Raw genomic sequence first — 21,780 nt, 5'->3', positions numbered from 1 at the left:
GGCCGCGGCTTCTGCTGATATCGGTTGATTATTGCTTTACCGATGTATTACCGCCTTGTGGCGGGGCGAACGACATCGCCGAGCATGCTTTCGGTCTGTCGATCAGCACTCGCCTTCGGCGCACTTCTCGGTCTCGGCCAGGTCCGCGGCGTAGATGATGACGTCACCGTCTGTCTCATTCTTCCACCAGTGCCAGATCTCGTTGAACTCGGCGATGATCGACGGCGCCTTGTGAACGCGCGGCTGCTCATGCTTGGAGTTGTACTCGACGATCTCGCCCTGGAACACGAACAGGATAGCCGGGCGGTTTTCGTGGGAGTGGTAAGGCACGATGCCACCTGGTGCCACGTCGACGCGGCGGAAGCGCAGGTGACGTTGCTCGAGCGGTGCAGCGCCTGCCGGCAGCTTGACGTCCGCAAGGTCGATGTAGGCCAGTGTGGTATCGACCTCGTCAACGGGTTCCATCGGCGGATTTTTCTGATGTTCAAACATGGCGTAATTCCTTCTTGCGCAGCGTTGGGTTTGGTGGGGCGTGTATCACCGTGGTGATCTTCAGGTATCGGGGTAGATGTCTTTGACGGCCAGCACCGCATTGATGGTGACCGGGAAGCCGGCATAGGGCGCCAGCTGCATGAACAGTTCGACCAGCTCGTCACGGGTGAAGCCCAGTGAGCGTGCGATGCCGATATGGATGCGTAGCTGATTCTCGTGGCCTCCACAGGCCAGTGCCGAGAGCGTGGCGCTCTGGCGCAGCTTGGGGTCCAGGCCATCACGACCGTACATTTCGCCAAAGGGGAATTCGGCGACCAGGCGCATCAGGTCGGGGGCGAAGTCACCGAGCTTTTCCTCCAACGCTTGTGCGGCGGCGGGATTGTGCTTACGGAAGAAGGCGAGTCCCTTCTCCATGTTGGGTGAAACGGCGGTGGAACTCATTTTCCAGCATCCTCATGGCGACGATAGTGGTCGGGGTAATCGCATTCCGTGTCGGCCTTTCCGTAATCGGCGGCAGCAGGAAGACAAGCCATTTTTTTGCCGCTACCAATCTCTATGTCGTTTGAAACATACGACTGTTTTATCTTGCTGAGTCATCATTTCGCGTCGGACTGATCCGTTTGCTCAGCTTGGTCGGTGCCGGGTCTGCAACCTTACCGGCACCGCTATGCCATAACGCCTATCGGGGCCCGTTGCCGATCAGTGGGTGCCCTCGAACATGGCTCTCAGGTCGACGCTGTCCTGCTTGCCGATGTCGTCGTAGTGTTGCTCGATCCAGTCCTGGGCGCGTTTGCGGCCGAGATCTCGCAGATGGCACAGGAAGTCCCACTCGGCGTTGAGCTTCGATGAGGCCCCGAGGGGTTTCAGCAGGTCCTGGCTATCGATGATATGGACCAGCATGTCGCGATAGTTCTTGGGGTCGAGGTGGCCTTCGTGGATCAGTCGCTTGACGAAGGCAAGCGCCCTCAACTCCTTGAGCAGACTGGCGTTGAAGGTGATCTCGTTGGTGCGATTGAGGATCTCCTGGGCGCTGGTCGGCGACCCCTCACGCTCCACCGGATTGACCTGGACGATCAGAATGTCCCGGGACTCGGTGGTGTGATAGAAGGGAAACAGCGGAGGGTTACCGGAATAGCCGCCGTCCCAGTAGGGCACGCCGTCGACTTCGACCGCTTCGAACAGGAAGGGCAGGCAGGCCGACGCCATCACCATGTCGGGGGTGAGTTCGGCGCGATCGAAGATCTTGACGCGCCCGGTCTCGGCGTTGGTCGCGGCCACGAAGACCTTCATCTGGTCGCAGCCACACACATTGTCGAAGTCGACCTGCTCGACGATGATGTCCCGCAGGGGGTTGTACTTCATGGGGTTGAACTGGCTCGGCGAGAAGAATCGCGTCATCAGGTCGAAGTACACGTGGCCCGGCGAGTAGTCGAGGCTCCAGTTTCCGCTAAGACGATCCCAGGGGGTGCGCTGCAGAATGCTGAAGCGCGCCGACTGGGACACGGCACGCCAGAACGTTTCCAGTTTTTCGCGCCCAGCCTCTCGCCCGCCCTGGACCAGACCATCGGCCAGAACGACAGCGTTCATGGCGCCAGCGGAGGTGCCGGAAATGGCCTCGATCTCGATGCATGGGTCGTCGAGCAGGGCATCGAGGACCCCCCAGGTAAAGGCGCCGTGAGCGCCTCCACCCTGAAGTGCCAGACTTATTTTCTTGGGTGGCTTGGCCATCAAGCTCTCCTGTCATCTTGGTGCGGTCGTCCGTGAGGCCGTCTTCCCTTGCCGGGAAAAGTGCGGCAGCAGCGGCGTCGGCGGCAGGTTCGCCGCATGCTTCACCCTGTCGAACGGTGCTTCAGTGTGCTGTCCAGCCGCCATCGACCGGCAGGGCGATTCCCGTCATGGAGGCGGCGCCGTCCGAACACAGGAACAGCGCCGTGGCCGCCAGTTGTTCGGTGGTGACAAATTGGCGGGTCGGCTGGTTGGCGAGCAAGACGTCGCGAATGACCGAGTCCTCGGAGATACCGCGTGCCTTGGCGGTGTCGGGAATCTGCTTCTCGACCAGAGGCGTCAGCACGTATCCCGGGCAGATGGCATTGACGGTGATGCCGTGTTCGGCGACTTCCAGCGCCACGGTCTTGGTCAGTCCCAGAACGCCGTGCTTTGCGGCCACATAGGCCGACTTGAAAGGCGATGCCACCAGAGCATGGGCGGACGCGATGTTGATCACTCGCCCCCAGCCACGTGCCTTCATGCCAGGCAAGGCGGCCTTGGTCAGGTGGAAAGCGGAATTCATGTTGATGGCGATGATCGCGTTCCACTTGTCCTCGGGGAACTCGTCCACCGGTGCCACGTGCTGAATACCGGCGTTGTTGACGATGATGTCCACGCTGCCGAATTCTGCCTCGGCCCGCTTGTGCATGGCGCTGATCTCGCCGGGGTCCATCATGTTGGCGTTGTCATAGACGACCTTGACGCCGTGCTTTTCGAGACTGGCGCGAGTGGCCTCCACGTCCGCGGCGGCCTCGATACCGTTGATGACCAGGTTGATGCCCGCCTTGGCGAAGCCTTCGGCGATACCGAGACCGATACCGCTGGTGGAGCCGGTGATGATGGCGGTCTTCTGCTGGGGCATGGATCACTTCCTCTAGAGACGAGATCGCCGGTGCTGGCCGGCAGGAACTTGCAGCGTGTTCATGGCTTGACCGATAGGTCGCTTCACTGGCCTCGCTTCGTCGACGAGCTTTTTCGATGGCTTCATCGTCGGGCTGTATCGACGAGCTTTGTCGATGCCGTCATCGACATCGACCAGCCCCACAGAGCTCGACGTGTTTCACCGAGTCCGATCAGGCGACAGGCCGGCAGCAGGCTCGTTAGTCATGGCCTTGTTCGACAGTGTCACCAGCATAGACTGGCATGCAAGATTCGGCTTTTGCTGAAATGGCTTTATCCACATAATGCTCATCAATGCTTAGCAGCAAAGCCGTTTGCCGCCTGACGAATACCCGGGCGCGCGTCGGTAACTTCCTTGGGAGCGCAGCGAACCACTGGTAAAATGCCTGCATGAATCCCAAGTCGCCCACGCTACCCGCCGACCTGCGCGACGATCCTCTCTACTATCTGCGTCACTTTCAGTTTGTGCTCGACTGGGTGATGGCACGCCACGCCGACCTGCTGGCAGAGCCAGAACAGCGCTTTATCATGGCCTTCGGCGAGCTGCCGGAGGCAGCCCAGGCGTTGCTGGTACGCATGGTCTCGCGCAAGGGTGAGCTGTTTCGCACAAGTCGCCTGGTCTACACCGAGGTCGATGATCTCGAGCAGGCGCTGAGCCGACTGGCGGCGGCGCAGCTGGTGGAGCTTGATCCCGTGCTGAGTCTCGATGACCTGCTTGCACAGTTGCGCCTGCCCGAGGCTCGACGGGTCTTCGCCGAAACTGTGTCCGCTTGCGGTCTGCCCACCTCGGTCTCCAAGTCGCGTCTGTGCGAGGCGCTGGACGGCCAGTTCACGCCGCGGCGCTGGAGCGTCTGGTGGCCTGAGTCCGACGAGACCCTGGTGCGGGTCTCGGTAATGTCGGAGTGTGATCGACTGCGCCTGATGTTCTTCGGCAATCTGCGCCAGAGCTGGTCCGATTTCGTGATGGCCGAGCTTGGCCATATGCGCTATGAACGGGTGAGTTTCGATCCCGCGTCGCGGGGGTTTCAGCAGCGTCAGGAGGTGGATGCCTATCTCTGCCTGCATCGGCTGCGAGAGCGATTCGACGACGGCGAAGCCGTGGCTGATATCTGGTCGGCAGTACCAAGGCTGCCCGACGACAACCCCTGGCTCGCGGCACGGCGGTCTCGCCTGCTGCTGCGTCTGGGCCAGCAGGCCCAGCGAGAGGGGCAGGTGGCGCTGGCGCTGGAGATCTTCTCCTTTGCTGGCCCGGGCGAAGCGCGGGTGCGTCGACTGCGCCTGCTGGAGCGAGAGGGCGAGCATCACCAGGCGTTGACGCTGGCGACCCAGGCGCTTGAGGCACCGCTGGACGACGCCGAGCGCCAGGCGCTTGCCCGGCTGGTGCCGCGATTGCAGCGCCGCCTGGGTCTGCCGGTGCTCAAGCCGGCAGCACAGGCGCCGCCGAAGAGCTGGAGCCTGAGCTTGCCGCCACAATCGCTGGCGGTCAGTGGCTCGGTGGAGCTGGCGCTGCGTGATCACCTGGCCCGGGATGAGGCCCCAGCCTTCTACGTCGAGAATCACCTCTTCGGCGGGCTCTTCGGGCTGCTCTGCTGGGACGTCATCTTCGCCCCCTTGCCGGGAGCCTTCTTTCATCCCTTCCATCGCGGGCCGGCGGATCTGTATCGGCCAGACTTCGTATCGCGGCGGCGTGATCGCTTCGATGCCTGCCTGGAGGCGCTGGCGAGCGGCGACTACCGCGAGCGTATCAGGGCCAGCTGGCGCGACAAGCAGGGGCTGGCCAACCCCTTCGTCTACTGGGAAGTGCTCGACGAAGCCTTGCTGGAACTGGCACTTCACTGTATTGCGCCTGAACACCTGGCGGTGCTGTTCGAGCGCCTTCTCGAGGATCTCAAGGCCAACCGATCGGGCTGGCCGGACCTGATCCAGTTCTTTCCCGATGCTGGGCAGGGCCAGCCCCGCTATCGTCTGATCGAGGTCAAGGCGCCAGGAGACCGGCTGCAGGACAACCAGCGACGTTGGCTTGAGCACTTCCAGTGCCACGGCATTCCGGTGTCGGTGTGCCACGTGAGGTGGTCCGATGGCTGAGGGATCTTCAACGTCTGACGATGCCGAGACAGCTACCTCGGACACGGCCGAGTCGGTCTCTCTCAGCGTCGGCGTGCGTGAACTGTGCGAGTTCACCGGTAGACGCGGTGATCTGGATCACCGCTTCACCCCGGCCCCCAGCTCGCGGGAAGGGATAGAGGGCCATGCCCGCGTCGTGGCCCGACGTGGCGAAGACTACCGCAGTGAGGTGATGGTGGTCGCCACCCTCGAGGGACTCAAGGTCCAGGGGCGCATCGACGGTGTGGCCGAGAACGGTGGGCGACTCGAAGAGATCAAGACCCACCGGGGACGCCTGGAGCGCATGGCCGACAATCAGCGCGCGTTGCACTGGGCCCAGGTGCGGGCCTACGGCGCACTTTGGTGCCGCCAGCAGGGGCGCGAGCGGATTACCCTGGCGCTGGTCTATCTGGATCTGGTCAGCGGTCGCGAGACTTGCCTGAGCGTCGAGGCCGAGGCCGCCACGCTGTGGCAGGAGCTTGAGTCGGCCTGTCGCGCCTATCGAGCCTGGGCGCTGGCCGAGGCCTCACATCGCCGGCGGAGAGATGAAGCGCTGGACCGTCTGACGTTTCCCTACCCGGCGTTCAGGCCTGGGCAGCGCGAGATGGCCGAGACCACCTACAAGGCCGTCGCCACTGGCCGGGATCTGCTGATCGAGGCGCCGACTGGCATCGGCAAGACGCTGGGGAGCCTGTTCCCGCTGCTCAAGGCGATGCCCCGCCAGGCGCTGGACCGCGCCGCCTTTCTGACCATGAAGACCACCGGCCGACAGCTGGCGCTGGCGGCACTTGCGCAGCTCGACCCTGGCCCACTGCGCAAGCTGCGCACGCTGGAGCTGATCGCTCGGGACAAGGCCTGCGAGCATCCGCAACTGGCCTGCCACGGAGATAGCTGTCCTCTGGCTGAGGGCTTCTACGACCGACTGCCGGAGGCGAGGCAGGCGGCAGTGGAGCAGGGCTGGCTAGATCGTGACGGACTCAGGCAGGTGGCGCTTGAGCATCGCGTCTGCCCCTACTACCTGGGCCAGGAGATGGCTCGCTGGTGCGATCTGGTGGTCGGCGACGTCAATCACTATTTCGACTCGAGCGCGCTGTTGCACGGCTTGGCCCAGGCGCGACAGTGGCGCCTGGGTGTGCTGGTGGACGAAGCCCACAACCTGATCGAGCGTGCCCGTGGCATGTACTCGGCGAGCCTCGACCAGCGCCGTCTTGCTCGTTTGCAAAAGGAGGCGCCGGGGGCGCTGCGCCAGCCTCTGGCCAGGGTGATCAAGCAGTGGCAGGCACTTGTGCGTCAGCACGGCGGAGAGGACCCGGGCAGTCGCGAAGCGCCACGCTGGTTTGCCCTCGACGCCTTGCCGGCGGAGTTGATCGGCTCCCTTCAGGGGCTCTGTGGTGCCATCGGCGACCACCTGGGCGAACATCCGGAGGACACCCAGCCGGCGCTGACCGACTGCCTGTTCGAGGCGTTGGCCTTCGTTCGGCTGGCGGAGCGTTTCGGTGATCATTCGCTGTGCGAGCTCACCCGTCACGGGCGCGGGCGGGCACGACTGGCCATCGTCAACCAGGTGCCCGCCGACTTCCTGCGGCCCCGTTTCGCCGCGGCTCACGCAAGCGTGCTGTTTTCCGCGACCCTGGCGCCACCACGCTATCAGATCGACCTGCTGGGGCTAGCCGAGGACACGGTATGGTCCGAGGTCGCGTCGCCTTTTGTCGCCGAGCAGCTCGAGGTGCGGGTGTGCGCGCAGCTGTCTACCCGCTACCGCGATCGGAAGCGATCCCTGCCGGGAATACTCGACGTCATGAGCGAGCAGTACCGTCGACGTCCCGGCCACTATCTGGCGTTCTTCTCGAGCTTCGCCTACTTGGAGCAGGTGCGAGAAGCCCTGGCCGAGGCCCATCCCGACATTCCTCAGCGCACTCAGCGACGCGCCATGAGCGAGGCGGAGCGAGAGGCCTTTCTGGAGGATTTTGTGCCAGGGGGCGAGGGGATCGCCTTCGCGGTACTCGGAGGCGCCTTCGCCGAAGGCGTCGACCTGCCCGGCGAGCGTTTGATCGGTGCCTTTGTCGCCACCCTGGGACTTCCCCCCAGCGATGCCCGCCAGGAGGCGCTGAAGACACGCCTCGAGCAACGCTTCGGTCGCGGTGACGACTACGCCTATCGTATCCCCGGGCTGATCAAGGTGGTCCAGGCGGCCGGGCGGGTCATTCGCGGGCCCCAGGATACCGGCACCCTGGTATTGCTGGACGATCGCTTCGCCAGACCTGAGGTGCAGGCGAGGCTGCCCCGCTGGTGGGAAACGGCCCGGCGCTGACGTCGTCCCTGTGTCTGACCTGTCGCTGCCCTTGTCCGTTCTCTGTCCTCGCCAGGGCAGACTGGCCGTCGACGTGGCCGGTGAATGGCAGTGCAAGCGACTTCTGGCACAAGGGCCGGAGGTTCTGGCATGAGGGCCGGAGGTCAGGACTCGTTGGCCGAGCGCTTGGTGTCGTCGCCATCCGAGGCTTGGCGCCGGGGAATTTCCTCGACCCGGGTCAGGATGTCCTCGTCGGCCTCGAATAGAGTCTCGAGCTCCTTGGCCGCCTGTCGCACGGTCTGCATCTGCTTCTTCTCGTTGCCGAAGACCTCGAGCTGACGCCGCAGGGTCTCCTCGTCGTGGGGGCGGAAGGTGTCGATGGTGTGCTGGGCCTGGTCGCGGGGCACACCGAGCCCGATCAGCACCTCACGGGTCATTTCCAGGCTCGCCGGCAGCAGCTCACGAAGGATAAAGCCAACCTTGGCACGCATCAGCAGTTGGGCATGGTGACGATCTCGGGCACGTGCATAGATCTTGAGGTGGGGGAAGCGCTTGCTGGCGCGATGGATGATGCGCATCGAGATATCCGGATCGCCGACCGCGACCACCAGCACCTGGGCATGACGCGCGCCGGCGGCATCCAGCAGGTCCAGTCGGGTAGCGTCGCCGTAGTACACCTTGTTGCCGTAGCGACGCACGAAGTCGACGTGGTCGGCATTGATGTCGAGGACGGTGTAGGGGATCTCGAGCCCTTGAAGCGCACGCCCCATGATCTGACCGAAGCGACCGAAGCCGACCAGAATGATGCGTGGCGAATCATCGTCCATGGCATCGAAGTCACGCTTGGGCCGAGGCTTCTTGAACAATGGCCGCACCAGCCGTTCGTGGCCCAGAAACAGGATCGGGGTGGCGGCCATGGACAGCGACACTACCAGCACCAGAACGTGCACGAGGTCCTGCGCCAGCAAGGCGGCGGAACCCGCGGCGGTCAACAGCACGAAGGCGAATTCTCCGCCCTGTGACAACAGCACGCCGAGGGTGGTGGTCTCGCGCCAGCCGCAGCGGTAGACCCGAGCGGCGATCATCAGGCTGGCGCCCTTGGCCAGCAGCAGCAGTGCGGTCAGCCCCAGCACCAGCCCAGGGGACTGTGCCAGCAGGCCGACCTTGGCGGTCATGCCCACCGCCATGAAGAATAGCCCCAGCAGCAGACCGCGAAACGGTTCGATGTCGGCCTCGATGCTGTGGCGATACTCGGAATCGGCCAGCAGGATACCGGCGATAAAGGCGCCAAGTGCCATGGACAGTCCGGCAAGCTCCATCAGCAGGGCGGCACCGATCAGTACCAGCAACGACATGCCGGCGAACACTTCGCGGCTGTCGGTGGCCGCGGCCAGGCGGAACAGCGGCGGCAGCAGCTTGCGCCCGCCAAAGATCAGACCGGTGAACGCGACGACGGCGATGGCGACTTCCTTGAGCACCGCAGTCATGCCGCCGCTGACCAGCGAGTCGGCGGCAAGGATCGGAATCACCGCCAGTACCGGAATGGCCGCCATGTCCTGGAACAGCAGCAGCGCAAAGGCATGGCGTCCGTGGCGGCTGTTGAGTTCCTGGCGCTCGCCCAGCAGGTGCAGTACCAGCGGCGTAGAGCAAAGCCCCAGACTGAAGCCCACCACCGCCGCCGCCACCGGCGGAAGGCCCAGTGCCAGGGCGGTCAGCCCCAGCACCAGGGTTGTGATGGCCACCTGCAGGCTGCCAAAGCCGAACACCGCCTTGCGCATCAGCTTGAGCCGCGCCGGTTTCAGCTCCAGGCCGATGACGAACAGCAGAAAGACGATACCGACCTGCGAAAACTGCAGTACCCCTTCGGCGTCCGGTACCAGGCCGAGGGCCGAGGGACCGATCAGCACGCCGGCGATCAGGTAGCCGAGCACTTCCCCCAGGCCAAGGCGTTTGATGATCGGGACCACCAGCACCGCCGCAGTGAGAAAGATCAAGACGTTGAGAAGCAGCGCGGTGGCCAAGGTCGGGTCTCCAGGGCGGCTCGTGGGTGGGCCCCATAGCATACCTGATGTCACCGGCATGCATGTTATGCCGATGGCAGCGTGGGCTCTGTTGCAGGAGGGCTCTGTTACAGGGCTCTGATGCAGGGCTCTGAGGCGGAGCTTTGCTGCGGTGTGCTGGTGCCGGGGGCTGGTTCGCGGTGCTGGACAGCCCCCGGCGTCACGCCACCTTTAGCGCCGTGGGCCGCAGCGGGGGCTTCTGCTCATTCGGACGAGAGGCTGTCCTCACCGAGGGCGACATAGCCTGGCAGTGCCTGGATACGCTGGATCCAGGCACGAATGCCGGGAAAGGCGCCGAGATCGAAGCCGCCCTCGTGGGCCACATGGGTGTAGGCGTAGAGCGAGATGTCGGCGATGGTGGGGTGCTCGCCCACCAGAAAGGGCGTAGCCTCCAGCTGATGCTCCATGACGCCGAGCGCCTTGTAGCCGCCTTGCTGCTTGGCATCGAATTCGGCCCGCCGGTCCTCCGGCAATCCGAGGTAGAGCGAGATGAAGCGCGCCACGGCGATGTAGGGCTCATGACTGTACTGTTCGAAGTATTGCCACTGCAGCACCTTGGCATGGCGGTAACGATCCTCGGGCAGCCACTCACTGCCGCTGGCCAGGTAGTGGAGGATAGCGTTGGATTCCGCCAGAAAGCGTCCATCATCCAGCTCGAGCAGGGGGATCTTGCCGTTGGGGTTGCGGCCCAGGAAGTCTTCTTCGCGGGTGTCCCCGGCCAGGATGTCGATGCCTATCCACACCATGCGAATGTCCAGCAGCGATGCCAGCAGCTTGATCTTGTAGCAGTTTCCCGAGCGTGTATCGCCGTAGAGATTCATGGAGGTGTCCCCTGGTGCATGGATGATGAGTCTATGGTGTCACTATTGCGGGAGGCGGGAAGGTCGACAGCGCGATTCGGCACTGAGCGACGCTGCGGGAGTCGCAGTGGCATCTGGCAGCTTCTATCCTGTTCCAGGCGGTCAGGGCCGCCCCGTACCGAAGGGTAGTCTACCCCTTGTAGCATGGAGCTGCGCCCCAGTAGCAAGAGCGGCGAGAGCGGCAAGAGCGGCAGGATGGGCAAGAGCGTCGAGCTGGCCCGACTCGAAGTCAAGGATGCCGGAGGTAAGGCGATGGATGACAGGCGTGCCGCAAGGTGGCCAGCACGACTGCTTGGCCTGTTGGTGCTGGCGACAGCGTTGGTTGCACTGGCCGCCGGGGGCTACCTGCTGGCGCTGGGTGGCTCGGCGTACTACGTGCTGGCAGCGGGGGGGCTGGCGCTGACGGGATGCGGCCTGATGGCACGATGGCGCCTCGCCCCGGGGCTTTACGCTTTACTGCTTGGAGCAACCCTTGGCTGGGCACTGTGGGAAGTGGGGCTGGACGCCTGGCGCCTGCTGCCGCGTCTGGGCCTGCCGGCATTGCTGGGGCTGGTGCTGCTGTTGCCCTGGTTCGCCCGCGGTGCCTACGCCTGCTGTAGGCAGGCGCTGGGATTGATGACGCTCTCTTGCTTGTCCTTGCTGCTGTTGCTGGCCTTTCTCCCTGCTGTCGAACCGTCCTTGTCTTCGCGTCCCGAGAGTTCTGGCTCCTCGGTGCCCAAGGCCCCGGCAAACCCCCAGGGTGAGTCCGCCACTGGCCTTGATGCGCTATGGCGTCTCGAGCTGGAGCAGGATAGGGCGGAGGCAGAGGCAGAGGCAGAGGGAGAGACAGAGAGCCACTTGGCCACCGCCTTCCCTCTGGTCATCATCGACGACAGATTGATTGTCTGCACCTCGAGCGGTATCGAAGCCCGCATGGTCGCTACCGGCGAGCGTCTTTGGTCGCACTCGAACAGCGACGGGCACCCGAACAGCGATGGAAAGGGCAACGAGGACAATGTCGAGCCGCTGGGGCCCTGTCGCACGCTTGCCTATCACGATGCCGCTGAGCGAACGCAGGATATGGTCGAGGGCGTCTTTGCGCCGACCCCCGGGGAGGGCGAGCCGGATCCCCTGGAAATGTCGGCGACCCATGAAGGTGCCGGGGAAGAGGGGGTCGCGGAAAGCGATCTGGTCTGTCCGCAGCGGCTGTTCGTTGTCACCCGAGATCGGCGCTTGCTGGCGCTGGATGCCGACACCGGCAGACACTGCGAGAGTTTCGGCACCGACGGCCAGGTCGACCTGGCCGAAGTGGCTGACGTGGCTGACGCGGCTGACGCGGCTGACGTAAGTGCCGACACATCCGCCGAGGTGCTGAAGGGAACCGCTGGCATCCAGGTCACCTCGCGACTGGTACTGCTGACGGGGTTCGGCCCCGAGGTGGTGGCGCTGGACATCGCCACCGGCGATCGCATCTGGCGCTGGCGGCCCGAGACGCCAGGCGCCGACAACCTTCGGATCGTCGCCGTCGATGAGACCCAGGGCCTGCTGATGGTGGCTGTCCCTGCTGACCCTGCTGACCCTGCTGCCTCTGGGGCCGAGCGCCGCGACAACACCCGAGATGAGAGTGAGCAGGGCCCGGGGGGCCGGGTGACGGCGCTGGAGGTGACCACCGGTGAACCGCTATGGACGCGAGCGCTGGATCTTGCCCCCATGCCTGTCGATGCGGCGATCACAGCGTCGGCGGCAGCAAAGGATGTTGTCATGGTCAGCCTGGACGATCGACCCCAGGCCGCGGTGGTGGCGACGAGCGAGGGCCGGCTGTTGATGCTGGACATGCCCAGCGGGGAGACCCTGGCGTCGCTCGACCTGATGCCACCACCGCCGCTGTCGGCAGAGACCTGGCGAACCCCGCCCTCTGACCCGAAGGCACTGCGCGAACGCGACATGTGGGGACTTTCGCCGGTGGATCAACTGCTTTGCCGTATTCGCCTGCGGGCCAGGGACAGCGCTGGGCCAGTCACCTTGCCGGCGTCGCTGGAGCGGCTGATCCGACCGACGCTACCCTTGGCGTCACCCCGTGTGGCGCTGAGGCTCGGCCCGGATGGGCAAGCGCTCTACGCCAGCGTCGGCTCCCGTGGTGCCGACCCTCGTCATCCCTGGCTATCCTGCCGTACGCCTCCCTGGGGGGAGCTGGTCAAGGTCGAGCTGTCCACGCTTTACGCTCTGCACGGCAGTGATGGTAGTGATGATAGTGATGGTAGCGATAGCTCGGCGATCGTCTGGCGTCGTACCGTCGGTGACCTCGACGTCGAATTGCCCCAGGAGTTGCGCTTGCCGTTCGAGCTTTCTTTGCCTGTCGGAACGGCGAACCTGTCCACGCCGATGATGCTCGCGGGTAGTTCCGGCGACGCAGCGGTGGTCGTCGCGGACCAGACAAGGTCAGTCGCGCTCTACGCCTTCGCTCTGGATGATGGCCGGGCATTGTGGCGCCAGCGAATGGTCGAGGGGGCGCGGGGTGCAAGCCAACTTACTCACCAGGGCAGGAGCGAGGCGAACGTGGTGGCGCTTGTCCTGCCGCAAGGTGCAGCGCCTTCAGACCAGGCCGCCGAACTGGTGGTGTACGCAGCGCCCGAGGCTTTGCCCCAAGGGGGGGGCACGAAGTGAGCGATGGCGGGCGTCGGTCCCGCCGCGCCCGGCCATGGCTATGCTGAAAAACAACATTGCAGGTTACGCAGGGGGCACCCATGAGAACCATGTTGATTGTCGTCGTCGGGGTGGTCGTGGTCCTGGTGTTGCTGTGGCGCTGCCCCAAGCCGCGACAGCACACCGCCATGTGGATATTCAGCCTCGCCTGGCTGGCGATATGCGCCTGGAACCTGAGCGTCGGGCTGTCGCACGGCTACGCCCTGGGCGAAGAGTTGCTGGTCCATGCGCTGCTTTACGGGGTCCCCGTGGGGCTTGGCTGGTGGCGGGTGTGCAGGGAGCCGTCCTCGATCTGACTGGCGCAGGACAGAGGCTGGCGCTCTGTTCAGTCGCCGGGCGCCTTTTGTTTATAGTGGCCGGGGATCTTGACGCGCTCGCCATTGGGCAGCGTCTTGACGTGGGTGGGAACGTAGACTCGCTTGATGACACTCTTGGATGTCGCCATGACGGACCTCCTGCATGTTCCATGGAGAGGACCTCCGATAGTCCTCATCACTACCAGAGCCTGATGAGGTTGTAAATGAGAGCATATATCTTTTGCCATCAAATCACATTTGACCTGCATCAAGGGAAGCGACCATTGCCTGCGCAGCGAGTGCGGGGCTAGACCGATGAGCACCCACGCCCCCCTGATCGAACATCGACACTATCCAGACCGAGTGTTGAGTGACCGCCACGACTTTCAGCAGCTGTTGCTGGGCCGCGGCGGCATGGTGGAACTGGACGTTGGCGGACGTGGTCTGCGCGTAGGGCCGGGCGTACTGGCCCCGGTCCCCAGCGGCGAGACTCACCACTATCTCGCGCCGGGGGCCAACGACATTCTGGTGCTTGACCTGCCGGTGGCCTGGTGCCAGGCCCTGGGGGTGGAGGGGATCTTCGAAAACGAGCGAGCGAGGGGCTATCGCGCGCCGGCGAGCCTGGTCGAGGCCGCGCCTGCCCCGGGCGCCGGCGTCGAGGCGCTGGCCCGGTGGCTTTCCCGCCTGCAGCACGCGCTGGATGAAGGGCGCGGCAGGCCGCTCCCGGCGCCGCGTCTGCGTCTGCTCCAGCTGCTGCCAAGGCTACGCGGCGAGCTGGCCCACCCCTGGCGCGTCAAGGAGATGGCGGCGCTGTGCCACCTGTCCGAGGCGGTCTTCGCCCGTCAGTTTCGTGAGCTGCTCGGGGTGCCGCCAGCGATCTGGCTGCGTCGTGAGCGGCTGGCCCTGGCGCGACAGTTGCTGGTCGCCCGGACTCGTTCCGGCTCGGCCATGGCCCTCAGCGAGGTCGCGCTGGTCTGCGGGTTCCACGACGCCGCCCACTTTTCCCGCGTCTTCCGCGAGGCCCATGACGTTTCTCCCGGCGCCTGGCGGCGTCAAGCCGCAACCGCCAGGCACTACAGGTCAGAATCGTACAAGACCTAGTGTGGGCGGCTGGCCCACACTCGAGACCTCGGTGCTCTGGAGGTCTTTATGCGCTCTTCCTCATCTTCCTCTTCTTCATCTTCTTCCTCTGCCCAGGCGGGGGCATCCTCCGATGCGGTCGACATCTCGCGTAGGCGCGCCACCTGGATCGGTGCCACCACGGTGCTCAATTGGGCCATGCTGGCCCTCTTTACCCAGTTGTCGGGGCCCGTGCCACCGTTTCTGCTCACCGCTCTGGCGTTCGGCGTGGCCTTTGTGTGCTTTGTGGTCTATCAGTGCCTGCGCGGCGAGGCGGTGCTGGCGCCGATGCGCCAGCCGCCACTGGTCTGGGCGCTGGGCGTCGGCGGGCTGTTCGGCTACCACGCCCTCTACTTTATCGCCCAGCAGAACGCGCCGCCGGCCAACGCCGGCCTGATCAGCTATCTCTGGCCGCTGTTGATCGTGCTGTTTGTCGCTCTGCTGCCCGGCGAGCGCCTGCGCGGGTTTCACGTGGTCGGCAGCCTGCTCGGTTTCGGCGGGGCGGTGCTGTTGATCGGCGGAGACGTCGACGCCGGCGGTAGCCTCCTGGGCTACGCCGCCGCCTTCGCCTGTGCCTTCGTCTGGAGTGGCTATTCGGTGCTGTCCCGGGCCACCCGCACGGTACCCACCGCCGCGGTGGGGGGCTTCTGTCTGGTCACCGCGATACTGGCGGCAGCGTGTCATCTGGCCTTCGAACCCGGCCGCTGGCCCCAGGGCAGCGCCTGGTTCGGTGTCATCGCTCTCGGCCTGGGACCGGTGGGCAGCGCCTTCTTTACCTGGGATATCGGGGTCAAGCAGGGGGACCTGCGGCTGCTGGGTCTGCTGGCCTACTTCACGCCGCTGCTGTCGACCCTGGTGCTGGTGGTGACCGGCTTCGCCGCGCCTACCCTGTGGCTTGCCGGGGCGGCGGTGCTGATCACCCTTGGGATGCTGATCGGCAGCGGCTGGATTGGGCGTAGAAGGTCGTCCCGGGCGTCGGACTGATACCCAGCCGGGCGACTGTATCCTTGGGACAATAGGGAGCCTCAAGCGCGTCTTTCAAACTGGCCTCGGCGTTCGACAATAACGTCGGTCTTCAAGGAGGACGCCAGTCATGAAAGAACACGATTTCGAACTACGTTTTCGACTGCCCCGAGGGGTGAACCCCGAGGATCTCGCCGAGCGGCTGTGTGACGACGGCTGCCGCGACGCCCTGGTCGGCAGGGCCCACGATGATGAAATCGCGCTGCAGTTCTGCCGCGCGGCGGCGTGCTCCGGCGAGGCCATGCGCAGTGCGCTGCAGGATGTGATCAGGGTGGAGCCCAAGGCGAGGTTGCTGGTCAGCCGCTAGGGCTTGTCTGAAGACGCCGACGACGCCGGCAGAGCGCTCGATACACGCAAGGCCCGGTGACGGGCCTTGCGCATTTTTATGCCAGTGAGGCCGTCGTCAATGACTCCTGACGCGATGGCGCGACAAGCGGGTAAAGCAGATCGGTGGGGTACTGGCCGTGCTCATGCGGTCGGTATCGGGCTGCGCCCGCCAGCCGCGATATAGCGCCCAGCGCTTCAAGGCGTCCAGGTTGAGGTGCGGGTGGTGCTCGTCGCGGGGATCGTACTCGGGGGAAGGAAAGGCGTGGGCCAGGTGGTCGTAGCGGGCCAGGGCGCGTTCGCCGCCGTGGGCGGCCAGAGCCCGGTCCAGGGCGGACTGCCAGGCGCGGGTGTCATGCTGCTGGGGTCTTCCATTGGAAACAGCCATGCTGTTGCCCTCCTGAAATCACGTCAGAACATTGGTGGTGTCGCCATTCCCTGGTGGGGTTGTCGGTGGAGTGAAGGAAAGACGCCCGAGCCGTCAGGCCCGGGCGTCGTCTCGATCAATCCCAGCTCAGCGCGCCGCCGACCTGATACTCGGTGACGCGGGTCTCGAAGAAGTTCTTCTCCTTGCGCAGATCGATGATTTCGCTCATCCACGGGAAGGGGTTCTGGGCACCCGGGAACTGCTCCTTCAGGCCGATCTGGGCCAGGCGACGGTTGCAGATGAAGTGCAGGTACTCCTCCATGATCGCCGCGTTCATGCCCAGCACGCCGCGGGGCATGGTGTCGCGGGCGTAGCTGATCTCGAGCTCGGTGCCCTCGAGGATCATCTGGGTGACCTCGTCCTGGAACTCCGGCGTCCACAGCTGCGGGTTCTCGATCTTGATCTGGTTGATCATGTCGACGCCGAAATTCAGGTGCATCGACTCGTCGCGCAGGATGTACTGGAACTGCTCGGCCACGCCGGTCATCTTGTTGCGCCGGCCCATGGACAGGATCTGGCTGAAACCGCAGTAGAAGAAGATGCCTTCGGTGACACAGTAGAAGGCGATCAGGTTACGCAGCAGCTCCTGGTCGGTCTCGACGGTGCCGGTCTGGAAGTCAGGACGCGCCAGCGACTGGGTGTGCTTGAGGCTCCAGGCGGACTTGGCGGCGACCGACGGGACCTCTCGGTACATGTTGAAGACTTCGCCCTCATCCATGCCCAGCGACTCCACGCAGTACTGGTAGGCGTGGGTGTGGATCGCTTCCTCGAAGGCCTGGCGCAGCAGGTACTGGCGGCACTCCGGGTTGGTGATCAGGCGATACAGCGCCAGCACCAGGTTGTTGGCGACAAGCGAGTCGGCGGTGGAGAAGTAGCCCAGTGAACGTTCGACGATGCGGCGCTCGTCGGCGGTCAGGCCGTCGTTGCTCTTCCACAGCGCGATGTCCGCGTTCATGTTCACTTCCTGGGGCATCCAGTGGTTGGCACTGCCGTCCAGGTACTTCTGCCAGGCCCACTCGTACTTGAACGGCACCAGCTGGTTCAGGTCCGCACGGGCGTTGATCATCTTCTTGTCGTCGACCTCGATCCGGGCGGCGCCCATCTCGAGTTCCTCGAGGCCGGCGGCCACGTCGAGCTCTTCCAGCGACTTGCGTGCCCGGGCCATGCGGTCCTGGTCGGCAGCCTGGTAGTTGCCGGCGCTTTCGCGCACCTCATCCGTCGCCTCGGCAGCCGGGGCCGGGGTCGGCTCGGGTGCCTTCTTCGGCTCAGGTACTTCTGCGGTGGCGGTGTCGTCCTCGTGGAACTCGTCCCAGTTCAGCATTGTTGCGGTCTCCCGATCATCTGATCGGCCGACGCGCCTGGCGTCGGCGTGGGGTTGTCTGGTGGCCCCGGCGGTGCCGGGGCGAGGTGTGCGGGCCTGGCCCGCTCGTCCGTCATGGCGTTGTCGCCGGTGTTACTGGCAGGCCTCGCAGCCCAGCTCGTCGATTTCCCCGGCGGACGGCGGACGCTGGCCACCCTTGCCCTTGAGGAAGTCCTCGATGCCGCGGGGCTCCTCGGCTGCGGGTGCCGCCGCCGGTGCAGACGCCTGGGGTGCGGTACCGTTGGAGACGGCGTTGAGCTTGCCGCGGTCCACCGTGGACTTCTCCACCGAGGTGGCGCCGAGGGCGCGCAGGTAGTAGGTGGTCTTGAGGCCACGGAACCACGCCATGCGGTAGGTCACGTCGAGCTTCTTGCCGGACACGCCCTGAATGTAGAGGTTCAGCGACTGGGCCTGGTCGATCCACTTCTGGCGCCGTGCGGCGGCTTCGACCAGCCACTTGGGCTCGACCTCGAAGGCGGTGGCGTACTTGGCCTTGAGGTCGTCCGGGATGCGGTCGATGGGCTGGACGCTGCCGTCGTAGTACTTGAGGTCGTTGATCATGACCTCGTCCCACAGGCCGCGTTCCTTGAGGTCGTTGACCATCCAGGAGTTGACCACGGTGAACTCGCCGGACAGGTTCGATTTCACGAACAGGTTCTGATAGGTCGGCTCGATCGACTGGGTCACGCCGCAGATGTTCGAGATGGTCGCGGTGGGGGCGATGGCCATCACGTTGGAGTTGCGCATGCCCTGGCTGCGCACCTTGTCACGGATGCGATCCCAGTCCTGGGTCTGGCTGGTGTCGACCTCGATGTACTGCTCGCCACGCTCGGCCTTGAGCTTGTCGACCGAGTCGATCGGCAGCACGCCCTGGCTCCACAGCGAGCCCTCGAAGCTCTCGTAGCGTCCGCGCTCGGCGGCCAGGTCGCTGGAGGCCTCGATGGCGTGGTAGCTGATCAGCTCCATGGAGCGGTCGGCAAAGGCCACCGCCTCGCCGCTGGCGTAGGCGATGCCCTGGGCGTACAGCGCGTCCTGGAAGCCCATCAGGCCAAGGCCCACCGGGCGGTGCTTGAAGTTGGAGTTGCGCGCCTGGGGCACCGCGTAATAGTTGATGTCGATGACGTTGTCGAGCATCCGCACCGCGGTGCGCACGGTCTTCTTGAGCTTGTCGTTGTCGAGCTCGCCGTCGACCACGTGCTGCGCCAGGTTGATCGAGCCCAGGTTGCACACCGCGATCTCGTCGGGCGAGGTGTTGAGGGTGATCTCGGTGCACAGGTTGGAGCTGTGGACCACGCCGGCATGGCTCTGGGGGCTGCGAATGTTGCAGGCATCCTTGAAGGTGATCCAGGGATGGCCGGTCTCGAACAGCATCGACAGCATCTTGCGCCACAGGTCCTTGGCCTTGACCCGCTTGAACAGCTTGAGCTGACCGTTGCGGGTCATCTCCTCGTACTCGGCATAGCGCTTCTCGAAGGCCACGCCGTACAGGTCATGCAGGTCCGGGCAGGTGGACGGCGAGAACAGGGTCCACTCCTCGTCATTGAACACCCGCTTCATGAACAGGTCCGGCACCCAGTTGGCGGTGTTCATGTCATGGGTACGACGACGGTCATCGCCGGTGTTCTTGCGCAGCTCGAGGAATTCCTCGACATCCAGGTGCCAGGTCTCGAGGTAGGCGCAGACTGCACCCTTGCGCTTGCCGCCCTGGTTGACCGCGACGGCGGTGTCGTTGACCACCTTGAGGAAGGGGACCACACCCTGGGACTTGCCGTTGGTGCCCTTGATGTAGGAGCCGAGCGCACGCACCGGGGTCCAGTCGTTGCCGAGACCGCCGGCCCACTTGGACAGCATGGCGTTGTCGCGGATCGCGCCGTAGATGCTCTCGAGGTCATCCGGCACGGTGGTCAGGTAGCAGCTGGAGAGCTGGCTGCGCACGGTGCCCGCGTTGAACAGGGTCGGGGTGGAGGCCATGTAGTCGAAGCTGGAGAGCAGCTCGTAGAACTCGATGGCCCGCGTCTCGCGGTCGTCCTCGTTCAGCGCAAGGCCCATGGCCACACGCATGAACATCACCTGGGGCAGCTCGTAGCGCACGTCATCGCGGTGGATGAAGTAGCGGTCGTACAGGGTCTGCAGGCCCAGGTAGGTGAACTGGTTGTCGCGGCTGTGGTCGAGCGCCTCGCCCAGACGTTCCAGGTCGAAGTTGGCAAGCTCGGGGTCGAGCTGTTCGAACTCGATGCCGCGCTCGACGTAGCGCACGAAGGCCGGCTTGTAGAGCTCGGCCATGTCGCCGTAGGTGGCGTCCTCGGCCACGTCGAGGAACGACAGCGCCTCGCGGCGCAGGTTGTCCTGCAGCAGACGAGCGGTGACGTAGGTGTAGTTCGGGTCCTTCTCGACCAGGGTGCGGGCGGTCATCATCAGCGCCTGGGACACGCCATCGATGGTCACGCCGTCGTACAGGTTCTTCAGCGAGTCCTGGACGATCTTGTTGGGGTCGACGTTCTCGAGGCCTTCGCAGGCGTCGAACACCAGGGTCTCGATACGCCCCAGGTCCAGCGGACGACGACTGCCGTCGGCGGCGGTGACGTTGAGGGTCGGGTGCGGCTTCTCGATGCCGCTTTCCTCGCGGGCGCGGGCGTGTTCCTCGCGGTACAGCACGTAGGCGCGGGCGACCTTCTGCTCGCCGCTGCGCATCAGCGCCAGCTCGACCTGGTCCTGAATATCCTCGATGTGCACGGTGCCACCGTCGGCCAGGCGACGGGCAAAGGTCTGCTCGATGGCCTCGGCGGATTCCTTGACGAAGTCACGGACCCGGCTAGAGGTGGCGGCATTGTCCCCCTCGACGGCGATGAATGCCTTGCTGATGGCCACGGCGATCTTGCCGGCGTCGAAGGGCACCACGTCCCCGGTGCGCTTGATCACGCGCAGCGTGTCGGGGGCGGTGACGGAGACGGACGGTCGGTCCGGGCTAGCGAGGGTATCCATGGCGCCGAGGCTCCCTATGAGGTAAAAAAGTCGTGAAAACAGGCGTGACCAACTGCGAGAAAGAGGCAGTTGACAGGCTTCTGTGATATTGCTAGAGACACATGATGTGGTGTCTCTCTGGATGTTCGGACACAAGATAGTGTGCTTCTTGCCCGTCATCAAGTGGATAAGTCTGTGGATGAGGTGTGGTCATCAAGGGGGCAACTGGGCACAACCGACGTGGACGCCGTGGTGGCGGCCTTGATGCGCATCCGGGCGAGGGCAGGCGACAGCGCAAAATTCGGGTATCCTTGTGTTATCGCGTGTGACATTGCTCAGCACCAGTCATTCGGCCAGGTTGGATAATGCCCGGCATTCGCCAAAAGGAATGAGACCCCCTATGGAAGAACGTTCAGAGCAACGAGAACAGGATCACGTACTTATCATCGAAGATGATGAGCGTCTCGCTGGTCTGACGCGGGACTACCTCGAAGCCAACGGCTTCCGGGTGAGCCTGGAGGATGACGGCGGTCGCGGCGTCGATCGTATTCTGTCGCTGCAGCCGGATCTGGTGATTCTGGATCTGATGCTGCCGGGCGAGGATGGCCTGTCGATCTGTCGTCGAGTTCGCAGCGACTACGGTGGTCCGATCCTGATGCTGACCGCGCGGACCGACGACATGGATCAGGTCCTGGGGCTCGAGATGGGCGCCGACGATTATGTGCCGAAGCCGGTGCAGCCGAGGGTACTGCTGGCACGCATGCGTGCCCTGCTGCGTCGTCTTGACGGAGCCGAGGTCAGTGGCGAAAGCCGCTTGACGTTCCAGGACCTGGAAATCGACAACGCCACCCGCGAGGCCTGGCTCAAGGGCGAGCGTATCGATCTGACCAGCGCCGAGTTCGACCTTTTGTGGCTGCTGGCCAGCCACGCCGGTCGGGTGCTGACCCGCGAAGAAATCTTTTCCCAGTTGCGTGGCATCCGCTACGACGGCCAGGACCGCTCCATCGACGTGCGGGTGTCGCGGATTCGGCCCAAGATAGGCGATGACCCCCATCATCCGCACCGCATCAAGACGGTCAGGAGCAAGGGCTATCTGTTCGTGAAGGACAGCTGAAC

Annotated in this window: 17 protein-coding genes; 8 read left to right on the top strand and 9 right to left on the bottom strand. The window is 64.5% G+C overall.

Annotation, left to right across the window (positions count from 1 at the left end; genetic code table 11):
- Window positions 1-102: 102 nt before the first annotated feature.
- The 4 genes from NFI08_RS02090 to NFI08_RS02075 form a co-directional block, all read right to left on the bottom strand.
- Window positions 103-492, bottom strand: coding sequence for a cupin domain-containing protein (locus NFI08_RS02090; protein ID WP_052704216.1), 390 nt, complete (start codon window positions 490-492; stop codon window positions 103-105).
- 60 nt (window positions 493-552) lie between these two features.
- Window positions 553-933, bottom strand: a complete 381-nt coding sequence (locus NFI08_RS02085) for a carboxymuconolactone decarboxylase family protein (RefSeq protein WP_052704215.1) — start codon at window positions 931-933, stop codon at window positions 553-555.
- Between the two features lie 258 nt (window positions 934-1,191).
- On the bottom strand, window positions 1,192-2,220 hold the full coding sequence (locus NFI08_RS02080) for a patatin-like phospholipase family protein (RefSeq protein ID WP_045991237.1): 1,029 nt from the start codon (window positions 2,218-2,220) through the stop codon (window positions 1,192-1,194).
- A 121-nt stretch (window positions 2,221-2,341) separates the two neighbouring features.
- Window positions 2,342-3,121, bottom strand: a complete 780-nt coding sequence (locus NFI08_RS02075; RefSeq protein ID WP_045991236.1) for a 3-hydroxybutyrate dehydrogenase — start codon at window positions 3,119-3,121, stop codon at window positions 2,342-2,344.
- A gap of 428 nt (window positions 3,122-3,549) precedes the next feature.
- Here NFI08_RS02075 and NFI08_RS02070 point away from each other — a divergent pair, with 428 nt between their 5' ends.
- Window positions 3,550-5,244, top strand: coding sequence for a VRR-NUC domain-containing protein (locus tag NFI08_RS02070; protein ID WP_349586812.1), 1,695 nt, complete (start codon window positions 3,550-3,552; stop codon window positions 5,242-5,244).
- Window positions 5,237-7,573 carry an ATP-dependent DNA helicase gene (locus NFI08_RS02065; RefSeq protein WP_108449726.1) on the top strand — a complete coding sequence of 779 codons (2,337 nt, stop codon included), beginning with the start codon at window positions 5,237-5,239 and terminating at the stop codon, window positions 7,571-7,573. The genes NFI08_RS02070 and NFI08_RS02065 overlap by 8 nt, the downstream gene beginning before the upstream one ends.
- 143 nt (window positions 7,574-7,716) lie before the next feature.
- On the opposite strand, the gene NFI08_RS02060 is transcribed toward NFI08_RS02065, so the two are convergent.
- The gene (locus tag NFI08_RS02060) at window positions 7,717-9,573 is read right to left on the bottom strand and encodes a monovalent cation:proton antiporter-2 (CPA2) family protein (RefSeq protein ID WP_108449727.1); all 1,857 of its coding nucleotides are present in this window, start codon (window positions 9,571-9,573) and stop codon (window positions 7,717-7,719) included.
- A 242-nt stretch (window positions 9,574-9,815) separates the two neighbouring features.
- Complete coding sequence (locus NFI08_RS02055) at window positions 9,816-10,433, bottom strand: glutathione S-transferase family protein (RefSeq protein ID WP_108449728.1); 618 nt, start codon at window positions 10,431-10,433, stop codon at window positions 9,816-9,818.
- A 234-nt stretch (window positions 10,434-10,667) separates the two neighbouring features.
- On the opposite strand from NFI08_RS02055, the gene NFI08_RS02050 reads away from it, so the two are divergent.
- From NFI08_RS02050 to NFI08_RS02030, 5 genes are all read left to right on the top strand, one after another.
- Window positions 10,668-13,115 carry an outer membrane protein assembly factor BamB family protein gene (locus tag NFI08_RS02050; RefSeq protein WP_349586807.1) on the top strand — a complete coding sequence of 816 codons (2,448 nt, stop codon included), beginning with the start codon at window positions 10,668-10,670 and terminating at the stop codon, window positions 13,113-13,115.
- Window positions 13,116-13,195: 80 nt separating this feature from the next.
- Complete coding sequence (locus tag NFI08_RS02045) at window positions 13,196-13,450, top strand: hypothetical protein (RefSeq protein WP_045991231.1); 255 nt, start codon at window positions 13,196-13,198, stop codon at window positions 13,448-13,450.
- 315 nt (window positions 13,451-13,765) lie between these two features.
- Window positions 13,766-14,551 carry a helix-turn-helix transcriptional regulator gene (locus NFI08_RS02040; RefSeq protein WP_045991230.1) on the top strand — a complete coding sequence of 262 codons (786 nt, stop codon included), beginning with the start codon at window positions 13,766-13,768 and terminating at the stop codon, window positions 14,549-14,551.
- A 48-nt stretch (window positions 14,552-14,599) separates the two neighbouring features.
- Window positions 14,600-15,553 carry an aromatic amino acid exporter YddG gene (gene yddG / locus NFI08_RS02035; protein WP_204248910.1) on the top strand — a complete coding sequence of 318 codons (954 nt, stop codon included), beginning with the start codon at window positions 14,600-14,602 and terminating at the stop codon, window positions 15,551-15,553.
- A gap of 109 nt (window positions 15,554-15,662) precedes the next feature.
- Complete coding sequence (locus NFI08_RS02030; protein WP_045991287.1) at window positions 15,663-15,899, top strand: hypothetical protein; 237 nt, start codon at window positions 15,663-15,665, stop codon at window positions 15,897-15,899.
- Window positions 15,900-15,995: 96 nt separating this feature from the next.
- Here NFI08_RS02030 and NFI08_RS02025 read toward each other — a convergent pair whose 3' ends face one another.
- The 3 genes from NFI08_RS02025 to NFI08_RS02015 form a co-directional block, all read right to left on the bottom strand.
- The gene (locus NFI08_RS02025) at window positions 15,996-16,304 is read right to left on the bottom strand and encodes a hypothetical protein (protein ID WP_045991229.1); all 309 of its coding nucleotides are present in this window, start codon (window positions 16,302-16,304) and stop codon (window positions 15,996-15,998) included.
- A gap of 115 nt (window positions 16,305-16,419) precedes the next feature.
- Complete coding sequence (locus tag NFI08_RS02020; protein WP_045991228.1) at window positions 16,420-17,664, bottom strand: ribonucleotide-diphosphate reductase subunit beta; 1,245 nt, start codon at window positions 17,662-17,664, stop codon at window positions 16,420-16,422.
- A gap of 132 nt (window positions 17,665-17,796) precedes the next feature.
- Window positions 17,797-20,685, bottom strand: a complete 2,889-nt coding sequence (locus NFI08_RS02015) for a ribonucleoside-diphosphate reductase subunit alpha (RefSeq protein ID WP_045991227.1) — start codon at window positions 20,683-20,685, stop codon at window positions 17,797-17,799.
- Window positions 20,686-21,064: 379 nt separating this feature from the next.
- On the opposite strand from NFI08_RS02015, the gene NFI08_RS02010 reads away from it, so the two are divergent.
- Window positions 21,065-21,778, top strand: coding sequence for a winged helix-turn-helix domain-containing protein (locus tag NFI08_RS02010; protein WP_083970186.1), 714 nt, complete (start codon window positions 21,065-21,067; stop codon window positions 21,776-21,778).
- The last annotated feature ends 2 nt before the right edge of the window (window positions 21,779-21,780 follow it).

Source organism: Halomonas sp. EF61 (assembly GCF_040147045.1).
GTDB classification, from domain to species: Bacteria; Pseudomonadota; Gammaproteobacteria; order Pseudomonadales; family Halomonadaceae; genus Halomonas; species Halomonas litopenaei.
The sequence above is the reverse complement of the archived record's forward strand: the minus strand, read 5'-3'. Positions and strand labels throughout refer to the sequence as shown.